This is a genomic window from Paraburkholderia sp. RL18-085-BIA-A, from assembly GCF_046027075.1.
In the GTDB taxonomy this organism is placed as follows: domain Bacteria; phylum Pseudomonadota; class Gammaproteobacteria; order Burkholderiales; family Burkholderiaceae; genus Paraburkholderia.
Genome location: NZ_JARESU010000018.1, coordinates 36,361 through 59,253 on the forward strand (window position 1 = coordinate 36,361; position 22,893 = coordinate 59,253).

Annotated in this window: 22 protein-coding genes; 18 read left to right on the top strand and 4 right to left on the bottom strand. The window is 64.5% G+C overall.

The window, feature by feature from the left end; all coding sequences use genetic code 11:
* Positions 1 to 89 precede the first annotated feature (89 nt).
* Both P0D89_RS15105 and P0D89_RS15110 read right to left on the bottom strand, forming a co-directional pair.
* The gene (locus P0D89_RS15105; protein WP_408358174.1) at positions 90 to 611 is read right to left on the bottom strand and encodes an LEA/WHy family protein; all 522 of its coding nucleotides are present in this window, start codon (positions 609 to 611) and stop codon (positions 90 to 92) included.
* Between the two features lie 68 nt (positions 612 to 679).
* Positions 680 to 1,054 carry a hypothetical protein gene (locus P0D89_RS15110; protein ID WP_408358173.1) on the bottom strand — a complete coding sequence of 125 codons (375 nt, stop codon included), beginning with the start codon at positions 1,052 to 1,054 and terminating at the stop codon, positions 680 to 682.
* A 177-nt stretch (positions 1,055 to 1,231) separates the two neighbouring features.
* On the opposite strand from P0D89_RS15110, the gene P0D89_RS15115 reads away from it, so the two are divergent.
* From P0D89_RS15115 to P0D89_RS15135, 5 genes are all read left to right on the top strand, one after another.
* On the top strand, positions 1,232 to 2,731 hold the full coding sequence (locus P0D89_RS15115) for an aminotransferase-like domain-containing protein (RefSeq protein ID WP_408358172.1): 1,500 nt from the start codon (positions 1,232 to 1,234) through the stop codon (positions 2,729 to 2,731).
* Positions 2,732 to 2,915: 184 nt separating this feature from the next.
* Positions 2,916 to 3,404 carry a PaaI family thioesterase gene (locus P0D89_RS15120; protein ID WP_408358171.1) on the top strand — a complete coding sequence of 163 codons (489 nt, stop codon included), beginning with the start codon at positions 2,916 to 2,918 and terminating at the stop codon, positions 3,402 to 3,404.
* Between the two features lie 167 nt (positions 3,405 to 3,571).
* Positions 3,572 to 4,570 (top strand): NADP-dependent oxidoreductase, encoded by a 999-nt coding sequence (locus tag P0D89_RS15125; RefSeq protein WP_408358170.1) that lies wholly within the window; start codon positions 3,572 to 3,574, stop codon positions 4,568 to 4,570.
* 47 nt (positions 4,571 to 4,617) lie between these two features.
* Positions 4,618 to 5,529: an SDR family oxidoreductase gene (locus tag P0D89_RS15130; RefSeq protein ID WP_408358169.1), complete on the top strand. Its 912-nt coding sequence runs from the start codon at positions 4,618 to 4,620 to the stop codon at positions 5,527 to 5,529.
* Between the two features lie 84 nt (positions 5,530 to 5,613).
* Positions 5,614 to 6,573, top strand: a complete 960-nt coding sequence (locus tag P0D89_RS15135) for an alpha/beta hydrolase (RefSeq protein ID WP_408358168.1) — start codon at positions 5,614 to 5,616, stop codon at positions 6,571 to 6,573.
* 99 nt (positions 6,574 to 6,672) lie between these two features.
* On the opposite strand, the gene P0D89_RS15140 is transcribed toward P0D89_RS15135, so the two are convergent.
* Together P0D89_RS15140 and ygfZ are read right to left on the bottom strand one after the other, a co-directional pair.
* Positions 6,673 to 7,518, bottom strand: coding sequence for an NRDE family protein (locus tag P0D89_RS15140; protein WP_408358167.1), 846 nt, complete (start codon positions 7,516 to 7,518; stop codon positions 6,673 to 6,675).
* 87 nt (positions 7,519 to 7,605) lie between these two features.
* On the bottom strand, positions 7,606 to 8,664 hold the full coding sequence (ygfZ, locus tag P0D89_RS15145; RefSeq protein WP_408358166.1) for a CAF17-like 4Fe-4S cluster assembly/insertion protein YgfZ: 1,059 nt from the start codon (positions 8,662 to 8,664) through the stop codon (positions 7,606 to 7,608).
* 807 nt (positions 8,665 to 9,471) lie between these two features.
* Between ygfZ and P0D89_RS15150 the strand changes: the two genes are divergently transcribed.
* From P0D89_RS15150 to P0D89_RS15210, 13 genes are all read left to right on the top strand, one after another.
* The gene (locus P0D89_RS15150) at positions 9,472 to 13,095 is read left to right on the top strand and encodes an AAA family ATPase (RefSeq protein WP_408358165.1); all 3,624 of its coding nucleotides are present in this window, start codon (positions 9,472 to 9,474) and stop codon (positions 13,093 to 13,095) included.
* 57 nt (positions 13,096 to 13,152) lie between these two features.
* The gene (locus P0D89_RS15155) at positions 13,153 to 13,410 is read left to right on the top strand and encodes a nickel-binding protein (RefSeq protein WP_408358164.1); all 258 of its coding nucleotides are present in this window, start codon (positions 13,153 to 13,155) and stop codon (positions 13,408 to 13,410) included.
* A gap of 99 nt (positions 13,411 to 13,509) precedes the next feature.
* On the top strand, positions 13,510 to 13,632 hold the full coding sequence (locus P0D89_RS15160) for an MEKHLA domain-containing protein (protein WP_408358163.1): 123 nt from the start codon (positions 13,510 to 13,512) through the stop codon (positions 13,630 to 13,632).
* A gap of 437 nt (positions 13,633 to 14,069) precedes the next feature.
* Positions 14,070 to 14,492 (top strand): ACT domain-containing protein, encoded by a 423-nt coding sequence (locus P0D89_RS15165; RefSeq protein ID WP_408358162.1) that lies wholly within the window; start codon positions 14,070 to 14,072, stop codon positions 14,490 to 14,492.
* A gap of 181 nt (positions 14,493 to 14,673) precedes the next feature.
* Positions 14,674 to 15,135 (top strand): hypothetical protein, encoded by a 462-nt coding sequence (locus P0D89_RS15170; RefSeq protein ID WP_408358161.1) that lies wholly within the window; start codon positions 14,674 to 14,676, stop codon positions 15,133 to 15,135.
* A gap of 381 nt (positions 15,136 to 15,516) precedes the next feature.
* Positions 15,517 to 16,527 carry an endolytic transglycosylase MltG gene (gene mltG, locus P0D89_RS15175; RefSeq protein WP_408358160.1) on the top strand — a complete coding sequence of 337 codons (1,011 nt, stop codon included), beginning with the start codon at positions 15,517 to 15,519 and terminating at the stop codon, positions 16,525 to 16,527.
* A complete protein-coding gene (gene tmk / locus P0D89_RS15180) occupies positions 16,527 to 17,147 on the top strand; it encodes a dTMP kinase (protein WP_408358159.1) in 621 nt (206 codons plus the stop codon). The genes mltG and tmk overlap by 1 nt, the downstream gene beginning before the upstream one ends.
* 104 nt (positions 17,148 to 17,251) lie before the next feature.
* Positions 17,252 to 18,286 carry a DNA polymerase III subunit delta' gene (locus P0D89_RS15185; RefSeq protein WP_408358158.1) on the top strand — a complete coding sequence of 345 codons (1,035 nt, stop codon included), beginning with the start codon at positions 17,252 to 17,254 and terminating at the stop codon, positions 18,284 to 18,286.
* Positions 18,287 to 18,381: 95 nt separating this feature from the next.
* The gene (locus tag P0D89_RS15190; RefSeq protein WP_408358157.1) at positions 18,382 to 18,906 is read left to right on the top strand and encodes a GNAT family N-acetyltransferase; all 525 of its coding nucleotides are present in this window, start codon (positions 18,382 to 18,384) and stop codon (positions 18,904 to 18,906) included.
* A gap of 33 nt (positions 18,907 to 18,939) precedes the next feature.
* Complete coding sequence (locus P0D89_RS15195) at positions 18,940 to 19,731, top strand: TatD family hydrolase (protein ID WP_408358156.1); 792 nt, start codon at positions 18,940 to 18,942, stop codon at positions 19,729 to 19,731.
* Between the two features lie 52 nt (positions 19,732 to 19,783).
* Positions 19,784 to 20,524, top strand: coding sequence for an ankyrin repeat domain-containing protein (locus P0D89_RS15200; RefSeq protein WP_408358155.1), 741 nt, complete (start codon positions 19,784 to 19,786; stop codon positions 20,522 to 20,524).
* A 213-nt stretch (positions 20,525 to 20,737) separates the two neighbouring features.
* Positions 20,738 to 21,094, top strand: coding sequence for a Rap1a/Tai family immunity protein (locus P0D89_RS15205; protein ID WP_408358154.1), 357 nt, complete (start codon positions 20,738 to 20,740; stop codon positions 21,092 to 21,094).
* Between the two features lie 356 nt (positions 21,095 to 21,450).
* Entirely contained in the window at positions 21,451 to 22,674 is a 1,224-nt protein-coding gene (locus tag P0D89_RS15210; RefSeq protein WP_408376889.1) for a mechanosensitive ion channel family protein, read from the top strand.
* Positions 22,675 to 22,893 lie beyond the last annotated feature (219 nt).

Sequence of the window (22,893 nt, forward strand, 5' to 3'; positions counted from 1 at the left end):
GAGAGGGCGGGCGCTGCGGGTTCGGCGCGGAACGGGAAGTCCGCGCCGAATCCGTGGTGTTCGTTTTTTATCCTCGCTATTCGCGACGTTCAGTTCGAAGCCGCCCCAAGCGATGACAGGCTCAACGTTCCCTGATTGATGAAGCGCGTCGTGCCCGTCATGCCGCCCGCGAACTTGCCGCGCAGGATGTACGGAATCTGTCCCGACTGCGCGGCGTCCGCGACCGCGAAGGCCTGGCGAACGGCGGCGAAAGCCGGCACGGTCAGCGGCACAGTGACGATGGTCTCGCCGAAGCGCTGCACGGTGCCCGCCTGATCGCTGACGCCGCTGGCGAACGGCTTGCCGTTCAGTTCGAGATCGAGCGACACGCCGTTGAAGCTGACCGTGGAGTCGTTGGGATTCTGCACGCGCAGTTTGAGGTTGAAGCGCATCTCCAGCCCCTGGCTGGCGATCGGTTCGATACCGGCCACACTGACGCGCAGCGGGTCGGCGCCGAACAGGCCGGCGCAGCCATTGAGCGTCAACGTGACAAGCGTGAAAAACGTGAAGACGGCGAGCAGGCGGTAAAGACCGGATACATGGCTGGACAGCGGCGCGCGCGGCAAGGACATGACCAGCACCTCGAAGGAAGCGGGTTGGTCATGCATTGTACCGGGCGGCATCGCCCGAGCAGAGCGTTTCAGGCGGCGCGCCGCAACCGTGTTCTGACGAGCGCGGCCAGGCGATGCGTGGCGCGACGGATGAGACCCTGCACGCCGCGATCCGTACGCGGGCACAGCACGATGAACGCCGCGGGCTTCGCCTGCATCGCGCTGATCGTCACGACGCCGCGTTGCGGCGTCACAAACCGCTCGCCTTGCGGCAAGGCGAACGACGTAAGCGGCACGGCATCGCCCAGCCATGCCAGCGAATGATCGCGGAAGCCGAGTTGCAGCGCGCCTTCGACGGCCACGATCGAACTACCCGCGCGCAAGTCGTGCATGGCCACCTGAGCGGCGGCAACACGGAAAGCGACAGGGCGGCGCGGGTCGGCAACAGGTTGACGCACAGACATGACAGATCCTTTGAATCGTTTTCATGCTGTACAGCTTATTGAGTCCGCATACGTGAAAACAGCAGCAGCCGTCGACAATCTGAACCGGTGCAGTGCGTCCTTTCGACATGCTGTATCGGTCGGAATCACGGCGATGTGTATCTGTCGCGGCGCGAGATCTGTCCGCACCATCGGCTCATGACCGAATCCATCCTCTGCCAGCCCGGCTCGTCCATCGACCGTCCTTCGGACAGCCAGCCGCTTTACCGGCAGTTGGCCGACCAATACCGCCGCGCGATCGGCAACGGCGTGCTGCTCCCCGGCGACCGCATGCCGTCGATGCGCGCGTTCATGCAACGGCACGGCGTGAGTCTCGCGACGGCGACCGAGAGCTATCGTGTGCTCGAACGCGCCGCGCTGATCGACGCCCGGCCGCGCGCCGGCTATTTCGTGCGCGTGGCGCCGGCAGCCGCGTTGCCGGCCGCGTCCGAACCCGATCTCGCGATGCTGGGCGCCGCGCAGTTCGTCGGCATTCACTCTTCGATTTCCACGATCGTGTCGAAATTCCAGCGCTATCCGCACGCGCTGAATCTCGGCGGCGCGACCGCGTCGCCCGATCTGTACCCGACCGACGCGTTGCAGAAGGCCGCGTTGCGCGCGCTGCGCCGGCAGCCCACGTTGCTGACCGCCGCCGGCCACGCTCAGGGCGACCCGGCGTTGCGCGCGATCATCGCGCGGCGGGCGCTCGACGCGGGCATCCAGATCGGCGCGGACGACATCATCATGACGCACGGCGGCATCGAAGCCGTCAACCTCGCGTTGCGCGCGGTGACGCAGCCGGGCGATACCGTCGCGGTCGAGTCGCCGTGTTTTTTCGGTCTGCTGCAGGCGCTCGAAAGCCTCGGCCTGCGCGCACTCGAAATCCCGACCAGCCCGAGCACCGGCATCGCGATCGAAGCGCTGGCGTTCGCGCTGCAAACGCATCCCGACATCAAGGCGGTGGTGGTCGTGCCGAACCTGCAAAACCCGTTGGGCAGCGTGATGCCCGACGCGCACAAGGCGAGCCTCGTCGAACTGTGCGCGCGCGCGGGCATCGCGCTGATCGAGGACGATCCATACCGCGAGCTCGCCGATGCCGCGCCGCCGCCCAGATCGCTGAAAGCCTGGGACACCGACGGCACTGTGATCCATTGCACGTCGTTCAACAAGACGCTGGCGCCCGGCATGCGGGTCGGCTGGATCAACGGCGGACGCTGGCATCCGCGCGTCGGCATGCTGAAGTTCGCGCAGTCGCGGCATAACGAGCAACTGTCGCAAGTGGTGCTCGCCGGCTTTCTGGAAACCAGCGCGTACGAGCGGCATTTGCGGCGTTTGCGCGACGGCTTGCGGCTACAGCGCGAACGGATGGCGGCGGCGGTGGTCGCGTCGTTTCCCGAAGGCACGCGCTTCACGCCGCCGCGCGGCGGGATGTTTTTCTGGATCGAGTTGCCGCGCGACGTGTCGTCGTCGGCGCTTTTCGACGCCGTGCTGGATGACGGTATTCGCATCATGCCAGGGACGGTGTTTACGAACGCGGGGCGTTTCGATCACTTCATCCGGTTGAGTTGCCCGAGCACGGATCTCGATCGGGCCGACGAGGCGGTGCGGAGATTGGGGCGCCTCGCGCAGAGGCTGGCCACCCATGCGCCGATGCGATAGCGGGTATCATTTCCTGCTGCGCGCGCCTGCGGCTCGCCGTGCGTCCGGATGCGACGAGTCGTGCTACGAAGCCGCGCAGCGAGGCTGACTCCACGATTCATCATATTGTGATGTTAAAGCTCAACGAAAACGCCAGTCCCATCGGCCACATTTCGCTGTGCCGACCACGAACCCTGAATACGCAATGACCGATTCATCCTCATCCCCCAAAGCTGCCGCGCCATCGTTGCCCGAGAGCCCGTTCGTCGATCGTCTCGGCGCGCAGTTGCTGTCGGCCGCCGACGGTGTCAGCGAAGTCGTGCTGCCGTTGCAGCCCGATCACATGAACACGTGGGACGTCGCGCACGGCGGCGTCACGATGACGCTCGCCGATGTCGCGCTCGCGATGGCCGCACGCAGTCTGGCTGGCGACGGCGTCGGCGTCGTCACCGTCGAAATGAAGGTCAACTTCATGCAGCCGGGCCGCGGCGAATTGCGCGCGACCGGTCGTGTGTTGCACCGCTCGACCACCATGGCCTATTGCGAAGGCGAGATCCGCGATAGCGAAGGCCACTTCGTCGCCAAGGCGCTCGGCACCTTCAAATACATGCGACGCCTTGCGGTCGGCCGCGACGTGACGCAGCAGCGCTTGCGCAGTGACCCGTCGGCGAAACCCGGCCCGAGCGATGGCTGATCGACCACGGCGCGACTATGGCGCGACCACGGCAAGCGCGTGAGCCGAGCGAGCCACGCGCGCCTGTCACGACGATCACGCAAGCGCCCAACACATTCACCGCACCGATCGCTAAATCATCGCTAACACATCCGACAACTCATCGGTAACTCATGGAGACGACCGTCATGCCCCAGATCAACCGTCAACTCGTGCTTGCTTCGCGTCCGCAAGGCGCGGTCACGCCCGACAATTTCCGGCTCGTCGAAACGCCGCTCGCGCCGTTGGCCGATGGCGAATTGCGCGTGCGCAATCACTTCCTGTCGCTCGATCCGTACATGCGCGGACGCATGAACGACAGCAAGTCGTACGCGACGCCGCAGCCGCTGAACGAAGTGATGATCGGCGGCACGGTCGGTGAAGTGGTCGAGTCGAAGAATCCGAAGTTCGCGGTCGGCGACAAGGTCGTCGCGATGTTCGGCTGGCAGGAATACGGCACGTCGAACGGAGCCGGCGTGCAGAAAGTCGACGACACGCATGTGCCTCTATCGGCCTATGTGGGCCCGGTCGGCATGCCCGGCGTCACCGCATGGTACGGGCTGAACCGGATCATCGCGCCGAAAGCGGGCGAGACGGTGGTGGTCAGCGCGGCGAGCGGCGCGGTGGGCAGCGTGGTCGGTCAACTGGCGAAACTGGCCGGCGCGCGCGCGGTGGGTATTGCGGGCGGCGCGGACAAGTGTCGCTACGTGGTCGAGACGCTCGGCTTCGACGCATGCGTCGATTACAAGGCGGGCAATCTGTATCAGGAACTCAAGGCCGTGACGCCGGACGGCGTGGACGGCTACTTCGAGAACGTCGGCGGCGAAGTGCTCGACGTGACGCTCGCGCGCATGAACGCGTTCGGGCGCATTGCGTTGTGCGGATTCATCGCGGGCTATGATGGTCAGCCGATGCCGCTCAAGCATCCGTCCTTGATGCTCACGCAGCGGCTGCTCGTGCAAGGCTTCATCGTCAGCGAGCATATGGAAGTGTGGCCGGAAGCGCTCAAGCAACTCGGCACGCTGGTCGCGCAGAAGAAGCTGCAGTATCGCGAGACCATCGCGCAAGGGCTCGATGCGGCGCCCGAGGCGTTCATGGGACTGCTCAAAGGCAAGAACTTCGGCAAACAGCTGGTCAAGCTGATCTGAGCGCGGCAGCGCACGTGCAAGCCGCTACTCAACCCGGGAGTCAGACGATGTTCGAATTCGCAGGCAAGGTAGCGGTGATCACCGGGGCGGCCGGCGGCTTCGGCCAGGCGTTCGCGCAGAAGGGCGCGTCGCTCGGCATGAAGCTGGTGCTCGCCGATGTGAATCCCGCCGCGCTCGCGCGGACCGTCGACGCGTTGCGCGAGCGCGGCGCCGACGCGATTGGCGTGCCGACCGACGTGTCGGACGTGGCCCAGGTCGAAGCGCTTGCGCAAGCGGCGCTCGCCGCGTTCGGCAAGGTGCATCTGCTGTTCAACAACGCGGGCGTGGGCGCGGGCGGCTTCGTGTGGGAAAGCTCGGCAAACGACTGGTCGTGGGTGTTCGGCGTCAACGTGATGGGCGTCGCACACGGCGTGCGGGTCTTCACGCCGATCATGCTGGCGCAGAACGAGCCCGCGCATATCGTCAACACGGCGTCGGTCGCGGGCTTGTTGTCGCCGCCCGCGATGGGCGTCTACAACGCGTCGAAGCATGCGGTGGTGTCGTTGACCGAAACGCTTTATCACGACCTGCAACTCGCGCAAGCGCCGGTCGCGGGGACGGCGGCGGGAACGCAAGCGGCGGGGCGGCAGGTCGGCTGTTCGCTGTTGTGTCCGGCCTTCGTGCCGACCGGCATCGCCGACGCGGAACGCGTGCGTCCATCGGAGCTGCGCAACGCGGGCGCGCCGACCCGCTCGCAGATCGCCGCGGACAGGCAGTTGCATCGCGCGGTGCAGTCGGGCAAGCTGAGCGCCGCCGATGTCGCCGACATCACCTTCGAAGCGATTGCCGCGCGGCGCTTCTATGTCGTCACGCATCCCGGCATCATGGCGACGGTGAAGCTGCGGCACGAGGACATCGAGCAATTGCGCGATCCCACCGATCCGATGTCGCTCAAGCCCGAAGTGAAGAACGCGGGCTAGGCGCTCGAACCTGTCGCCGGCAGGCTGCGGCCGGCTCTTTCCAACCATCGGCGCGCATGCGCCACCCGATGCCCCACGCGCACCATGCCGTTGAATCCGAAGATCGAGCAGGTGCTCGACATGATCGCGCGGGCGAAGCGCCCGCAATACCATCAGATGAGCGCTCAACAGGCGCGCGCGTCGTATGAAATGAGCGCGCCGATCCTGGAGATCGCGAGCGCGCCGATGTTCACGCGGGAAGATCTGTCGATCCCGACCCGTGATGGCGCGGCGATTCGTGCGCGTCTTTATCAGGCGGTCGAGCCGAGTTGGGCGGAGCCCGCGCCGGCGCTCGCGTACTACCACGGCGGTGGCTTCACGGTAGGCAGTGTCGACACGCATGACGCGCTGTGCCGGATGTTCGCGCGCGACGGCCAATGCACGGTGTTGTCGGTTGATTACCGGCTCGCGCCGGAGCACAAATTTCCCACCGCGGTCGACGACGCTTTCGACGCGTTGACCTGGCTGCGCGAGCACGCCGCGGAATATGGCGTCGACGCGGACCGGCTGGCGGTCGGCGGCGATAGCGCGGGCGGCACGCTGGCGACGGTCTGCGCGCTGCTCGCACGCGACGCGGGCATTCGGCTCGCATCGCAATTGCTGATCTATCCGGGCACGACCGGCCATCAGCAAACCGATTCACACTCGCGCCTCGCGGACGGTTTCCTGCTGTCGGGCGACACGATCCAATGGTTCTTCGAGCAATACTTGCGCGACGAAAACGATCGCGATGACTGGCGTTTCGCGCCGCTCGACGGTCAGCGCGGCGCGCCCGATTTTCGCGGCGTCGCGCCGGCCTGGATCGCGACCGCAGAATACGATCCGTTAAGCGATGAGGGCGATGCGTACGCGGAGAAACTGCGCGCGCTGGGCAATCAGGTCACGCTCAGGCGCTATCCGGGCATGATCCACGAATTCTTCAAGATGGGCGGCTACGTGGCCGAGGTCGCGCATGCGCATGCGGATGCCGCGGCGGCTTTGCGCGCGGCGTTCAGGGTGGAGTAGCGGGGGTTTTCGTTTCAGCATGCTGGGTTCGGAGCGTTGGTTGCAGAGCATCGGAACAAGTCCAGACTACCGAACCACGCAACGCTCCTCACGCACGCTTCACGCAATCTCACGTTCGATGTTGAACGCGAAGCTGCGCTCGAAGTCACCCGGCCGCACGATCCGATGCGAGCCGTTGTCGTCGCTGCGCTCGGCAACGGCCACGCTGATCACTTCGCCATGCGCGCTCACGCGCAACGCGGTCGTGCCGCGCGTGCCGTAGTCCGGCGACTCGATGAACGCCGCCGACAACACCCGTTCACGTTCGAGCGGGATGCCGGTGGATGGCAATTCGTCGTCGCGCGCGACACGCGGGTCGCGCATCAGATCGATCAGACGTTCGAGCGGCGGCATCGCGTCGCGCGTGAGCAGCGTGCCCAGTTGCGTACGCTTGTTCACGAGTTTCGGCCACGCGGTATCGAGCACCGCGTTCGAGATGCCGTGCGTGCCGGGCGAGAGCAGCGCAGGCGCGCGATCCGCCCGGTTGCAATACCAGGCGAGTTCGCGGCGCGTCCAGTCGCCCACCAGCAGATTGAAACCGTTGTAGATGTCGCCGGTTCGCGCGACCTGTTGCAGATATGCGAGCGGGCTCTCGTGCGCGCTGTCGTCCGGATCACGTGCTGAACTGCTCAGCCAGTCGCTGACGAGGGTGCCGCGGGTCGGCGCATCGGCGCGCATTTCGTGCGGCGCGCGGTAATTGGTCAGCGCGGCGAAGCGGCCATCGCGCGACAGCCCGAGCCACGTGCCGCCGCCCAGCAGGTCGCGGCCCGCCAGCACGCCTGGCGCGTCGTGCCACCAGTTGATCGGCTCGGCCGTGCGGCGAAAGAATTCGTCGCGATTCGCGGCGAGCGTGAAAAGCGGGCCGTCGAGCGCGTCGGGCCGCCAGTCAAAAACGATCAGGCACATCGGGGAGCGTCTCCCGGTGAGAGCGTTGGCGTTGAAGAGGTCGGCAAAAAGCGGCGCCTGATTGCGCCGCTTCGCGTGGTCAAGGCGTCAAACCTCGGTCGGCAATCCGTAGGGCAGCGCGAGGAAGCGTAACGCCGGGCCATCGGCCGCGCCCAGATGCACCGAGCCGCTTTCGAGCGCCGCGAGCTTGGTCTCGACCAGCAGATCGACCCCGTCGCCTTGCGCCGACGCCGCGTTCACGATCATTCCGCACGGCTGGCCCGGATCGTCCGAATGGAACAGCTCCGTGCCGGGCCGCACGCTCGCCAGTTCGCCTTCCACGTTGGCGAGCGACGTGCGCCGCTTGATCGTGCCGCGATACTGGCTGCGCGCGACCACTTCCTGGCCGGGATAGCAGCCCTTGCGGAAATTCACCGCGCCGAGCACGTCGAAGTTGACCATCTGCGGCACGAATTGTTCGACCACCGGCTGTGTGATGCGCGGCTCGCCCGCGCGGATGTCGAGCCAGTCCCACACCGCCGGCGACACGCGCTTGAGTTTGTCGTCGAGCGAGGGCAGCAGCGCCTCGACCTGCGCCTTCGGGCCGATCCACAGATAGCGCAGCCGTTCCAGCGCATCCGGCACGCGAATCAGCGAGCCCGCCGTGCCGTCGACCTGCACGTGCACGCCGTCGGGCAGCGCGTCGAACACGCCGGACAGCGCGCGACGCACGTCGCCGGCAAGGCCGACCACGGCGAGTTCGCCGCTGGCGTCGACCAGCTTCGCCTTCGCGCGCAGGATGAACATCGAGAGCCGCTTCTGCGCTGCCGCCTGCACATCTTTGGACACCAGCAGGCGAATCGTGTCGCCGCTGCGCCACGTCAGAAACGAAGCCAGCAGACGGCCCTTCGCCGAGCAGTAGCCCGCAAGACGCGCGTGGGCGGCGTCCAGATGCTGGGTGTCGTTGGTCAGCTGGCCGTGCAGGAAGCTCGCCGCCTCGTCGCCAGTCGCGTCGATCACGCCGAATTGCGTGAGCGGCATGTAGGCGCCGTGATGGAGCACGGCATCGAATTCATCGGCCGACGGGCGCGGCAGCACGGCAAGCGAAGGTGTGCCGGACTGTGTAGCTGACGTGGTGCCTGAAGCGGTTGCGAGCGGTGTGTTCATGGATTCGTAGAACAGTCAATTCTGACTTTGGCTGAGGCAAACAAGCATTATATGCAGTCCAACCCTGCTAGGTTCCGCATAGCCCTACTTGCATGAGGTCTCTGCCAAGGCCCAAGGCTTATGCAGCAAGGGTTTGCAGGTTGTCCGCATCCGGTTGTGCCCAGATTGTGACCATGTTGGCGTGTTCTGCCGGATGGTCAGGCGCAAGATGAGCATACCGGAGAACGTGTTCATACTTCGCCCAGCACCCCAACTCCTCAGCCGATTCAGCGGCGTCCCTGCCTGAACGTGCCAGCTCGCCCACGTGCGGGGCACGTCCTGGAACCGGACGTTCTCGAGGCCATGCCCTCGAGCTTGAGCGCGTCTTCGTCCGTGATCGGGCCCGTTGAGTGTTCCGCAACATCCGGAGGCACGCTGAGTTATGGCGGTCTATCGACACCTGCACATGAGAACGTGGGACAACACAGAATTTCACTTGCCCTATCTGCTCATCGTAGAAACTGACAAACGCCAACTCACCCTTGCTCAAACGTATCCCGTGCAAATGGACATTGGACCGCCGGTTCCAGCCGCTGCGGCGGACGCTCGCAGAACGGTCCTACTGTGCCGAATCGGCCAGGACGGTCCCTCGGATTCCAGCGAAACGCCCTGCCGCAGTTTCCGGTGCTCTTACTTAAGCAATACTGGCACACACGTCTGCCATGTGTGGTGCTTTATCAAGCAGTCGTTGGAACGCGTGCGAGGGCGCATGGACAAGTCAGGTTTCCTCGCCGATCATAGCCTGATTGGTATGTCACAGATCCAGCGATGACCGACGATCTTACGACCTGGCTGGTACACATCGGCCTCGGTGAGCACGCTGCGAAGTTCGCCTCCGAAGGGATCGACTGGGACGTGCTCAGCGATCTTTCCGATGACGAGTTGAAGGAACTCGGCCTGACGCTTGGCGACCGCAAGCGGCTCGCCAAAGGTCTTGCGGGGCGCACGGGAATTCATCGGCGACCGTTTCAACGCGCGAACGAACGAAGTCAGCCGCCCCCCTCGGCCACGTCCACATCCGCCGACGCCGAGAGACGGCAGCTCACGGTGATGTTCGTCGATCTGATCGATTCGACAGGGCTTGCCGAGCGATTCGATCCCGAGGACATGCGAGGCCTGCTGGGCATCTACCATCAAGCCTGCGCCAGCGCGATCGAAGCGCATGAAGGTCACATCGCGCTTTACCTCGGTGACGGACTGCTCGTCTATTTCGGGTACCCGAATGCACACGAAGACGATGCCGTGCGCGCGGTACTTGCCGCGCTCGCCGTCGTTGCTGCGATGCGCGAGGCCAACGATCGCATCGAAGTCGAGCACGGCGTGCGCCTGCAGGTACGAATCGGCATCGAGACGGGGCTGGTCGTCGTTGGGGCAATCGGCGCCGGGTCCACGCTGGACCGCCAGGCGATCGTCGGAGAAGCGCCAATCGTTGCGGCAAGGCTGCAATCGCTCGCAGCGCCCGATGCAATCGTCGTGGGCCCGGCGACGCAACGCCTGATCGAAGGATCATTCCTGCTCGAAGACCTCGGTCGGCAAGAGCTGAAAGGCGTCTCCGGTCCGGTTAAGGTCCAGCGCGTGCTCGCGCAGGCGGATGCGGTTAACCGCTTCGAAGTCAAGGCAGCCCGCGGCATGACGCCGCTCATCGGACGGGCTGCGGAACTCGAGATGATCCGGCAGCGCTGGAAGCAGAGCGTCGATGGAGAAATGCGCTGCGTGCTGCTGATCGGCGAGCCGGGCATCGGAAAATCCCGTGTGCTCCGGGCATTCGGCGATAGCATCAGGGAAGACACCCATGCGGTCGTTTCGCTCCACTGTTCCCCGTACTATCGCAACAGCCCTTTCTGGCCGGTATTGCGCTGGTTACGTCGCGACTTTGGTCTCGGACCCGACGCGCCCAGCGCTTCGGATCTCGAACCGCTGCAGGCGGCAGTCGCACGACTCGGGGTCGATGTCGAAGAAATGGTTCTCGTGCTCAGAACCTTGCTCGGCATTCCGGCGGCCGGGCGCCATCCGGCGATCGACTCCTCATCGCCTTCATTCAAGCGGCGGACGCTCGACGTGCTTGTCACGATCGTCGAAAGATCGGCGCGCGTCCAGCCGTTATTCGTCGTCGTAGAGGACGCGCACTGGATCGATCCGTCTTCGCAGGAGTTTGTCCGGCTCCTGCTCGAGCGACTGGTGTCCGCTCCGCTGCTTGTGCTGCTCACCGCGCGGCCCGAGTTCGAACCAGGATGGGCCTACCCACATCTCATACAAGTCAATCTCGACCGCCTGTCGCGCAGCGATTCCATCGCGATGATCGAACGGCTGACCGATGGAAAGAGGCTACCGGCTCTCGTACTCGATCAGATCCTCTCCAAAACCGACGGTGTGCCGCTTTTTGTCGAGGAGCTAACCAAGACGGTTCTGCAGGGCGATCTGTTGCAGGATGCAGGCGTCAGCTACGAATTAAAGGGAACGCCACAGACAATTGCGATTCCGGATACGCTGCAGGGCTCGCTGTTGTCGCGGCTCGACCGGCTGGAGCCAATCGTCAAGGAAACTGCCCAGATCGCGGCCACTATGGGACGCGAGTTCGGCAGAAAGCTCCTCGGCCTGATTGCGTCGAAGCCCCAGAACGAATTACAGAAAACGCTTGACCACCTGGTCGCAGCGGAAATCATCGTTCCGGCCTCCGGCACGCTTGCGGGGGGAGATGCGTACCTGTTCCGGCATGCGTTGATCCAGGAAATCGCGTACCAATCGCTATTGCTTGCGCGCCGCCGCCAATACCATGCGCAGATCGCCATCGCTCTGGAGCAGCATTATCCCGAAGTCGCCGAACGGCAACCCGAACTGATCGCCCAGAACTTCGCTGCGGCCGAGCTGCCGGCGCGCGCAATCGGTTACTGGCAGCGTGCCGGAGAACGGGCGCTTGCGGGCGCGGCCTACGAAGAGGCTATCGCGCACGCGCAGCGCGGGCTCGAACTGCTCGACCGATGCGGTTACTGCGCTCAGGATCGGGCTACCCATCTGCTGTCCTTGCTACTGACGAGAGGCGGAGCGGAACTCAGGCTGGCGCGGCGCGAGGCGATTGCGACGTTCAGGCAGGGTGCCCAGATTGCCCGTGAACACAAGCTCCCGTTTTTTCTTGTGCAGGCGGCGTTGGGATTCGATACCGCCGAGACGTTCCTCGAAGGCTCCGGCACCGCGTCCATTTCATTGCTCAAGGAGGCGCTCACCCTGGTCGGTACGCAGGAGTCGGTCGAGCGTTGTCGCCTGTTGAGTCGGCTCGTCCGCACCGTTCACATGACGGGTGCGCGTGAACAAACTGACGAATTGGCATTGGAGGCCGTCGCCCTCGCCAGACGCCTGAACGACCTGCCGAGCCTCTTCGACGCATTGGTTTGCGAGATGATGCATGTCGGAGCTCGGCCATTGCCTGCAGAGAAGTTTGCCGAGCGCGAAAGCGTGTTGCAGGAGTTGAGCCGGATTGCCGAGGATCTCGGCGATGCGCACACCGTAGGTCATGCGTGCGCCCGATGTCTCGCCGGCTACCTGGAGATCGGCCAGGTGGAACGCTTCGAGAGCGCGCTGGAAAGGTATCGGCAAATCGCCGCCAGCGGGCAGCACTTCGTCGACAAGTGGTGTGTGACGGGTGCGCAGGCGATGCGGGCGATACTGGTCGGAGACTTCGCCGCGGCTGAGCACAAGGCGCGAGAGTCGCTCCAGATGGCGCAGACGGTCGACGCGACACTCGCAACGGGCGTCTACGGCATGCAGATGTTCACGATACGCCGCGAGCAAGGCCGGCTCGCCGAGGTGGCACCGCTCTTCAAGCGGTTCGTCGACGAACATTCCGGAAGCTCTGCGTGGCGGCCCGGGCTCATGCTGATCTGCAGCGATCTCGGCTTCGAAGCGCAAGCCCGCGACAATCTCGATCGCCTCGTGGAATCGGAATTCGGCATCCCCGTGGACAGCAAGCGGCTCATTACGCTGGCGTATCTGGCGGAAGTTGCAGCGCGGCTCCAGGACGTCGAGCACGCTGAGCAGATCTATGCGCTTCTTCTGCCGTTTCGGGACCAGGTTGTCACCGTTCCTGTTTTTACGCTGTGCTGCGGGTCGGCGGCGCGTTATCTCGGCATGCTAGCCCGTGCGCTGGGCGATTGGTCCGCTGCCGAGGAGCATTTCGAATATGGGCTGCGCATAGACGAGCGCCTGCGCGCGTGGCCCTGGCTTGCGCATGGCAGGCACGAATACGCACTCATGCTGGCAGCGCGCAACGGAGTCGACGATAGAGAACGAGCACAGCATCTGCTCGCCGAGGCCATAGCTGCAGCGAAAGAACTAAAGATGTTTGCGCTCGTCGAGCGCATTGCCGGCGCTCAGGCCAGCGCGTCGCTCAGACTCTAACGCGGCCGATCGCAGGATCCGCAGCACAACGAAGCAGCTACCATTGAGGAGAAGCTCATGCCACGTTTTATGATTGAACGAAACTTCGCGGAACAGCTCGAGGTCACCAGCGAAAGTGCGGACGCTCTCAGGCGGATCAACGACGAAGAGGGCGTCGAGTGGCTTTTTTCGTTCCTCAGTGCGGACAAGAAGAAGACATATTGTCTATATGAGGCGCCCAACGCCGAAGCAATCCGCGCGGCCGCACGCCGGGCGAACCTGCCGGCTGATGTGATCATCGAGGTGAGCGACTTACGGCCGGAAATGTTCAATTAGGCCGCCGTGACAACTTACCTAAGACCAGCCGGGTTGAGCGTTGAGGTGTTGGGGACCGAAAGGCGGAAAGGCCTCGGCCATTTCCGCCGTTGAGCAGGCGTGCGTGTCACCAAGTCAGGCCAGCGCTTCATGATCGAGGAAGCAACACTGTGGCAACTTCTCGATGCGGAAGGCAAATTGCGCGGCCAGGCAGTTGTCATCCCGCGCACGCGCGACATTTGATCGCGCATACCACCATTTATGTGCGGGACAAAGGCGGTAGCTGCGAGGGGGCGCGGAGCCAAAGTGGTGACGTCGAACAGCTGCGGGAACTTACATGTCAGATCCGCCCATTCGGGCGAACTTCCGCAATGGCCGAAGTACGGCCCGGGCACCAGTGAATGGCAACGGCCGTTGCCCCTCCAGAACCCACCGTTTGCCGGGCAACTTGCCGAATGCTCAGAAGGGTTGAACTGAGACAGTTGGACGGAGAGCGCCGATCGAGTGCGGTGAACGTCCGACTCATCTTGCGAGCCCGTTTGACCTCGTCACAGTGCAGTTAGATTGAAGTTGCGGCAATAAGAGTGGCGTAGGTCGTCGCGTTGCGCTGCCTACCTTGCTTGCGTGCCGTTCGTGAAGTAGATTTTTCTAATGAGGTCCGTCAGGCGGGAGGGACTGCCATGGAACTGAGCGTGGAACTTATCGATGTTTGGGCGGCTACCATCGACGACAAGCCGGGTGGCCTTGCGAAGGTATTAAACGTCTTGCGGGATGCGGGTGTCGACTTGCAGTTCGTCGTGGCACGTCGCACGCCGGAGACATCGGGGCAGGGGGTCGTATTTGTTGCTCCGCTACAGGGAGATAGTGCGATCCGTGCCGCCACACAGGTGGGGTTCAGCGTCACCCGGACCCTGCACTCTGTGCGTGTAATGGGTCTGGATCAACTGGGCATCATCGCGCAATTGACCCAGGCGTTGGCGGACGGGGGGATCAACCTCCGCGGCGTCTCGGCCGCTGTACTTGGCACGCAGTTCATTGCTTATCTCGCGGTCGACTCGCTGGACGATGCCGAAAAGGCGATTGACATCCTACAAAGGGCCTGAATCACCCGTACCGGACTGTGAACCGGCTTGGTTCTTCCTGGCGAGGCAACTGGGCACTCTGCCCGACACGACTGCCGTGACCATATCAAATACGTGGCGGCAATGGCGAGCGGCCATCTGAATGGCGAACGAAGCGCCGGGCATGGCGCCGAATCCCGACGCCGGGCGGAGGTCGAGAGTGATGAAGACACCGACGGCCAGAAGGGGGGTACTTTGGGCGCTCTCGCTCTGCATTGTTGTGACGTGCACGGCAGTGGGCGGGGTATTGCTGTTCGAACTGTCGGTGATCGGCTATGCCGTGCGCGATTTCCGCCGGGACGAGGCTATAGCGCAAGCCGGCATCGCGCGTGGCGAGCCGGCTACGCTCGAGGCGCGCCTCAATCCGCCTTATCTGAAGCAGTACGGGTTGGACCGCAACCTGTACACGGACAGTCACGGAAACTTTTCGCCAACAGGTGCTGACTGGCGGCAATGGGGGTTGCGAACCAAGGTCGCAGCCACCGTGATGTGGCTGGGTCACGATCCACCGGGAACCTGGTGGACCTTCGCTCAAATCAAGTGCGTTGACCGGTTTCCTCAAGCTCACGCCGACAGCGACCCGATCGTCGATGTTGCCGACGCTTGCCTCGGCGAACCGCATTGATCGACGCACAGCCAGTCTGGGCGATAAGCCTTCGCTGCTCGAACCGAGCCAGTCATCCCTGGGCTGCGCGCGGCCGCAACCCGGTCGTCCTGGCTGGGTTCGGCACATCAACCAGTCAACCAGTTTCCCGTCCCTGGACGAAGCGCCGGATCATTGCGCACAAAGCAGCTCGTGCCCGACACCCTGGAATAGTGAGTGATCGCGGGAGAGCCGCCTGCGGGCAGCTTTGCTGTTTGTGCCCACATCGTGCCCACACCTATACAATACGGGTCGAAATGGGCCAAAAAGGCTACCAACTGGCAAAGTCTCAATGCTGACCGGCACGAGACCTTCGTGTTTTAAATCAACCGCTTGCGGTTCAAAATTTAATCATTCCTCGTCGTGTCCCTCCTGAAGAAATGTTTCGTCGCCGGCGCGATTGTCGTTGTGCTGGCCGCAGCCGCAATTGCTGGCGGATACTACTGGGCCACCAGGCCGCTCGAACTGACCCCCGCGCAACTCGACGTCACCGTCAAACCGCACAGCAGCCTGCGCAGCGTCGCGCTGCAGCTCAATCGCGGCGGCGTGCCGCTCGAGCCCGAGCTGTTCATCATCATGACGCGGCTGCTGGGTTTGCAAACCGAGCTCAAATCAGGCAACTACGAGTTCAAGACCGGCGTGACGCCCTACGAGGTGCTGCAGAAAATCGCCCGCGGCGACGTCAACGAGTATGTGGCGACCATTATCGAAGGGTGGACTTTCAAGCACATGCGCGCCGAGCTGGACGCCAATCCGGCGCTCAAGCACGACACGCTCGGCATGAGCGACGCCGACCTGATGACCGCAATCGGCGCGCCGGAGGCGTCGATCGGCAACGGCGAGGGGCTGTTTTTCCCGGACACTTATCTGTTCGACAAGAACACCAGCGATCTCGATATCTATCGCCGCGCGTACCGGTTGATGCGCGTGCGGCTCGACGAGGCGTGGCTCGCACGCGCGCAGAACCTGCCCTACAAGACGCCGTACGACGCGTTGACGATGGCGTCGATCATCGAAAAGGAAACCGGCAAGACGTCGGACCGGCCGATGGTGGCGGCGGTGTTCGCGAACCGGCTGCGTGCGGGCATGCCGCTGCAAACCGACCCGACCGTGATCTACGGCATGGGTGACAGCTACGCCGGCCACATCAGGAAGAAAGACCTGCAGACCGACACTCCCTACAATACCTACACCCGGATGGGCTTGCCGCCGACTCCCATCTCGCTGCCCGGGGTCGCGTCGCTGCAGGCGGCGCTGAACCCGGCGCAAAGCTCCGCGCTGTACTTCGTGTCGCGCGGCGACGGCAGCAGCATCTTTTCTGACACCCTCGGCGATCACAACAAGGCCGTGGACAAATACATTCGAGGGCAATGATGGCGCGGGGCAAATTCATCACGTTTGAGGGCATCGACGGCGCCGGCAAGACGACCCATCTCGGCTGGTTTCGCGAACGGCTCGAAGAGAAGGTCGCGAGCACCGGCCGCGCGGTCGTCATGACGCGCGAGCCGGGCGGCACGCCGCTCGGCGAGCAGATCCGCGAGATCGTGCTGCATCAGAAGATGGACCTCGAAACCGAGGCGCTGTTGATGTTCGCGCTGCGCCGCCAGCATCTGGCCGAAGTGATCGAGCCGGCGCTCGCGCGCGGCGACTGGGTGCTGTCGGATCGTTTCACCGACGCGACCTTCGCGTATCAGGGCGGCGGCCGCGGCCTGCCGCGCGACAAGCTGGAAACGCTGGAGCGCTGGGTGCAGGGCGGCTTCCAGCCGGACCTGACGGTGCTGTTCGACCTGCCGCCCGCGATCGCCAACGAACGGCGCAGCGCGGCGCGTGATCCGGATCGCTTCGAGAGCGAGTCGACGGCGTTCTTCGACCGCACCCGCACTGAATACCTGCGCCGTGCAGAAGAGGCGCCGTACCGGTTCGCTATCATCGACTCTTCGCAGAGCATCGTGCGAATTCAGAAACAACTTGAAGAGTTGATTGCAGTCCTTTGATTCTAAAAGAATATAAATTGCCGTTATAACAGCGTGCCAAGCTCAGCGAACTTGATACTGCGCCTCAATTAACGCTTTCAACCGATTGATTTCAAAGAGAAACGATGATCTATCCGTGGCAAGCCGATGACTGGAGCCGCCTGCAGCAGCTGCGCGGCCACTGGCCGCACGCGTTGTTGCTGCATGGGCAGGCGGGCATCGGCAAGCTGCGCTTCGCGCAGCATCTCGCGCAAGGACTACTGTGCGAGGCGCAGCAAGCCAACGGCGAGCTGTGCGGCGCGTGCGTGGCCTGCAACTGGTTCACGCAAGGCAATCATCCGGACTACCGGATCGTCGTGCCCGAGGCGCTCGCCGCCGAAGCCGGCGTGGGCACCGCCGCCGACGACAAGGCCGAGAAGGCCGACGCCGACGAAGGCAAGAAGACTCGCACGCCCAGCAAGGAAATCAAGATCGAGCAGATACGCGGCCTGCTCGACTTCGTCGGCTTGGGTTCGCACCGTGGCGGCGCGCGCGTGGTCGTGCTGTATCCGGCCGAAGCGCTGAACATCGCGGCGGCCAATGCGCTGCTCAAGACGCTGGAAGAGCCGCCCGCGGGCGTCGTGTTCCTGATGGTGTCGGCGCGCATCGACCGGCTGCTGCCCACCATCATCAGCCGCTGCCGCCAATGGCCGCTGAGCGTGCCCGCGCCGGACGTGGCGACGAAGTGGCTGGCCGCGCAAGGCGTCGCCGAGGCGCCCGCGCTGCTCGCCGAAGCCGGCGGCGCGCCACTCGCGGCGCTCGCGCTCGCCAGCGACGAGAACCGTACGCTGCGTGACTGGACGCTCAAGCAACTGGCCGCCGGGCCGGACTGCGACGCTTTCGCCTGCGGCGAGGCGCTGCAGAAGCTGCCCGTGCCGCTGGTGCTGGGCTGGCTGCAGCGCTGGATGTACGATCTGCTGGCGCAGCGCACCGCCGGCGCGCCGCGTTATTTTCCGCAGGCGTCGGTGGCGTTGACGCGCTGCGCGTCGCAAGCGGACGCCAGCGCGTTCGCGCGCTTCATCCGCACCGTGACGCGCCAGCGCGCTGTCGAGAACCATCCTTTGAACGCGCGGCTGGTGTTCGAGGAACTGTTTATCGGCTACCGCGAGCTGTTCGCGTGAGCCCGGCCGCGCCGTCCAGGCTGGCTTGGGTTTGCGCTGCGCGCCCAGCCCGGTCATTCGCCCCGTAATCGTCTTTCATTTCAAATCAGAGCACCATGAGCCTTGCCTACCGCGATGCCACCCTCGACGATCTGCCCGCGATCGTCGCCATCTACAACTCCACGGTGCCGTCGCGGCAAGTCACCGCCGATCTCGAACCGGTCAGCGCGGAAAGCCGGCTCGCGTGGTTTCACGCGCACGGTCCGCAAAAGCGCCCGCTGTGGGTGGTGGAAGACCCGCGGCAGCCCGGCCGCGTGATCGCGTGGCTGAGCTTTTCGGATTTCTACGGACGCCCGGCCTATCAGCGCACCGCCGAAGTCAGCATCTATCTCGACGAAAGCGCGCGCGGCCAGGGCCTCGGCAAGCAATTGCTGACGGCCTCGCTTGCGGCGGCGCCGGTGCTCGGCATCGACACCGTCCTCGGCTTCGTGTTCGGCCACAACGGCGCGAGCCTGCGGCTGTTCCGCGGCTTCGGCTTCGACGTATGGGGCACGCTGCCGCGCGTGGCCGTGCTGGACGGCGTGGAGCGCGATCTGGTGATTCTCGGCAAACGCCTCGATACGGCCCACACCGCCGCCTGATCAGCCTCAGCCCATTTTTCGCAGGACCTCATCATGTTTGTCGACTCGCACTGTCACATCAACTTCGAAGGACTCGCCGACCGCTTGCCGCAGGTGCTCGAGAACATGCGCAGCCATTCGGTCACGCATGCGCTGTGCGTCTCGGTCGATCTGGAGACGCTGCCGTCCGTGCTGGAGATCGCCAGCCGGCACGAGAACGTGTACGCGTCGGTCGGCGTGCATCCCGATCACGAGGACATGCGCGAGCCGAGCGTGGCCGAGCTGATCGAGCTGGCCGAGCATCCGAAGGTGGTGGCGATCGGCGAGACGGGGCTCGACTACTACCGTCTGGAAGGCCGCACGATCGCCGACATGGAATGGCAGCGCGAGCGCTTTCGCACCCACATCCGCGCCGCGCATGCAACCAGCAAGCCGCTGATCATCCACACGCGGGCATCGGCGGAAGATACGCTGCGGATCATGGCCGAGGAGCGCGCGAGCGAGCCGGGCGGCGTGATGCACTGCTTTACCGAGCCGTGGTCGGTCGCCGAGCAGGCGCTCGCGCAGAATTTCTACATCTCGCTGTCGGGCATCGTCACATTCAAGAGCGCGACCGACGTGCAGGACGTCGCGCGCCGCGTGCCGCTCGAGCGCCTGCTGATCGAAACCGACTCGCCGTACCTCGCGCCGGTGCCGTATCGCGGCAAGCCTAATGAACCTGCGTACGTAAGTTATGTCGGACGCTTCATCGCGCAACAACGCGAGATGCCGGACGAGGCGCTGGCCGCCGCCACCACGCAGAACTTCTTCCGCCTTTTCAAGATCCCCGCGCCCGCCGGCGCCTGATTCTAAAAAACTCGCAATATCAAAAGGATAGGGAAGTTCCCTAAAGTAAGTTATGAAAATCATTTCGATGTCGACCGCTGCACCCCAACAGACGTCCGCCATGCGCGGCGCGCTGGCTTCGGCGCGGCGCCGCGCCTCGCGCATGGCCCTTGCGGCCACCGTCGCGTGCGCGGCGCTGACGGCGCTGAGCGCAGCGCCGGTGCAAGCCGCACCGATCGATTCGCTGATCAAGTCGGTCAAGTTCGACGACGTCGACGGCGTGAACAAACTGCTCGCCAAGGGCATGGACCCGAACAGCGTCGATAACCAGGGCATCCCGCTGCTGGTGCTCGCCGCGCGCGAGAAGTCGGACAAGGTGGGCGCGGCGCTGCTGGCCAATCCGAAGACCAACATCGAGATCGAGGACAAGGCCGGCGAGAACGCGATGATGATGGCCGCGCTGGGCGGCGACCTGAACTTCGTCAACCTGCTGATCGCGAAGGACGCCGAGGTCAACAAGAAGGGCTGGACGCCGCTGCACTACGCGGCCGCGAATGGGCACGACGACATCGTCAAGGTGCTGCTCGACCATTCGGCCTACGTCGACGCCGGTTCGCCGAACGGCACCACGCCGCTGATGATGGCGGCGCGCGGCGGCCATGTGTCGACAGTCAAGCTGCTGCTCGACAATGGCGCGGATCTGACGGTGAAGAACCAGATCGGTATGACGGCGCTCGATTTCGCGAAGACCTACAAGGAACCGGACGTGGTCGAAGGCCTGAGCGCGCGCATGCAGCAGATGCAACAGAAGTGAACGGCGTGGCGACACGTGGCGAGACGGACCGGGGTGGCCTGGCCGTCGGCGCGGATTCGCTATGCGTCGGGCTGAGCTTCGGCCTGAAGATCGCGACGGCCTGACTGCTGCCGCGGCGTAAAACAGTGCAGAATGACGACTTGGCGCGCCGTCCGGCGCGCCCTCTGGACGCGGCGTAAGACCGCCTGATAAACGACCCTGGAAAGGAACACCATGCTGCGGGCTTTGATTTTCGCCAGCGCGTTTGCCGTACCGCTATCGGCAGCTGCGTTTACGGGAGGCGACCTCAACAAGCTGTGCACCAAGACGGATGTGGCATCGCGCAGTGCATGCGCAGCCTATATCGAAGGCGCCGCCGACGGCATCTTCAACACCATCGACGCGATCGGCGGCACGACCGGCCCGCGGGTCGGCCAATACTTCTGCCTGCCGGCCGACGCGCGCTCGGCGCAGTTGACCGACGCGGTGCGCAAATACATCGCGGAAAATCCGAACGTCGCGGGCTACAACGCCAGCACGGCGATCTCGCTGGGACTCGGCAAAGCGTTTCCTTGCAAGAGCGGAAGTTGATCTGGAAGTTGATCTGATAGCAGACTGGAGACGCACGCGTGGCGCGCTTGCCCGCGTGTTCCGGTTTGCCAATGCTTTTGTGTGCGGCCCGGACTGTCGCGCGCCCGAAAACCCGCCCCGGGACGAACGCGTCAAACCTGGTTGAATTTCGGGTTGCTGCCGCATGGCGGGACGCCTGGGCCGGCTCCCCGTTCGCGTGTGTGAACACTAAGATGTCGGTAGTTTCGTGGATGCGCCACGCGGCTCCTGACCGGCACGACACGGCGCCGCATATCACCCCGCGCCACCCGGCGCGGCCCGCGCGTGTCAGGCACCGCGGTCCTGTCTACACTCAAGCCAGGAGGACAATGCCCCTCATGCCTACTTTCGACGAATTCAGCCTTGCCGCCGAGGCGCCGCTGCACACCTGGTTCGGCACTCTGGTCGTGTCGGTCATCCTGGCGGCGGTGGCCGTCGGCGTCCACCGGTTCGGTGCGCGCGTCGTGTTGCGCATCGCGCGGCCGCATCCGCTCACCAGCGTGGTGCTGCGCTACATCGACAAACCGTCGCTGTTCGTCCTCGTGATTCTGATGGTCGAAGGCGTGTTGGCCGAGGCGCCCGACACGCTCAACTACATCGAGCCGATCCGCGACGTCACCGCGATCGCGCTGATCGCCGCGCTCACGTGGCTGTCGGTGCGCTCGGCGGCCGCCATCGGCGAGGCGATCATCCGCGCCCATCCACTCGATAGCGCCGACAACCTGCAGGCGCGCCGCATCCACACGCAGGCGCGGGTGCTGGCGCGCTCGGTGATGATTCTGATCGTGATCGTCGGCACGGGCGGCGCGCTGATGACCTTTCCGAATGTCAGGCAGGTCGGCGCGAGCCTGCTGGCGTCAGCCGGTGTGGCCGGTCTGGTCGCCGGTATCGCGGCGCGGCCGGTGCTCGGCAATCTGATCGCCGGCTTGCAGATCGCGTTGTCCCAGCCGATCCGCCTCGACGATGTCGTCGTGATCCAGGGCGAGTGGGGGCGTATCGAGGAAATCACCGGCACGTATGTGTCGGTGCGTCTGTGGGACCAGCGCCGGCTGATCGTGCCGCTGCAATGGTTCGTCGAGAATCCGTTCACCAACTGGACCCGCAGCAGTTCGCAGATCATCGGCACGGTGTTTCTGTTCGTCGATTACCGGATGCCGCTCGCGCCGCTGCGCGAAGAACTCGCGCGCATCGTCGAGAGCGCGCCCGAGTGGGACCGCCGCGTGCAGGTGCTGCAGGTCACCGACGGCACCGAGCGCTCGATGCAATTGCGCGCGCTCGTCAGTTCGCCCGACTCCGGCCTGAACTGGGACTTGCGTTGCCGCGTGCGCGAAGGACTGCTCGGCTTCATCCAGCAGCACTATCCGCAGTATTTGCCGCGCACGCGCGCCGAAGTGTCGGCGGAACTGGAAACCACCGTCAGCGAGCCGCTCGACTGGGTGCCGCGCAGCGCGCAGGCGCCTGCCGGCAGCACTGCCGCGCATACCGAGGCGGATCCGGTGGCAAGCCGGATCGGTCGGCCGGGCGCGGCGGACGCTGCGCAGAAAGCGAAGGAGAGGGTATAGCGGGTGGGGTGCATACTGGCGTGAGTGCGTGAGCATGCGAGTGCATGGGTTTCGTTGGTCGCTCCGTGCGTGAGCGGCTCACCATGCGAACCCGAGCGCCGCACAATCAGCGCCGCATGACACAACGCATCGAACCGATCCTGTATCCGCGCGGTCGAACCGTCCACTCACTCACGAACCTGGCGCGGCGCAATCCGCATCATCGTGCTTCGGCGTCGC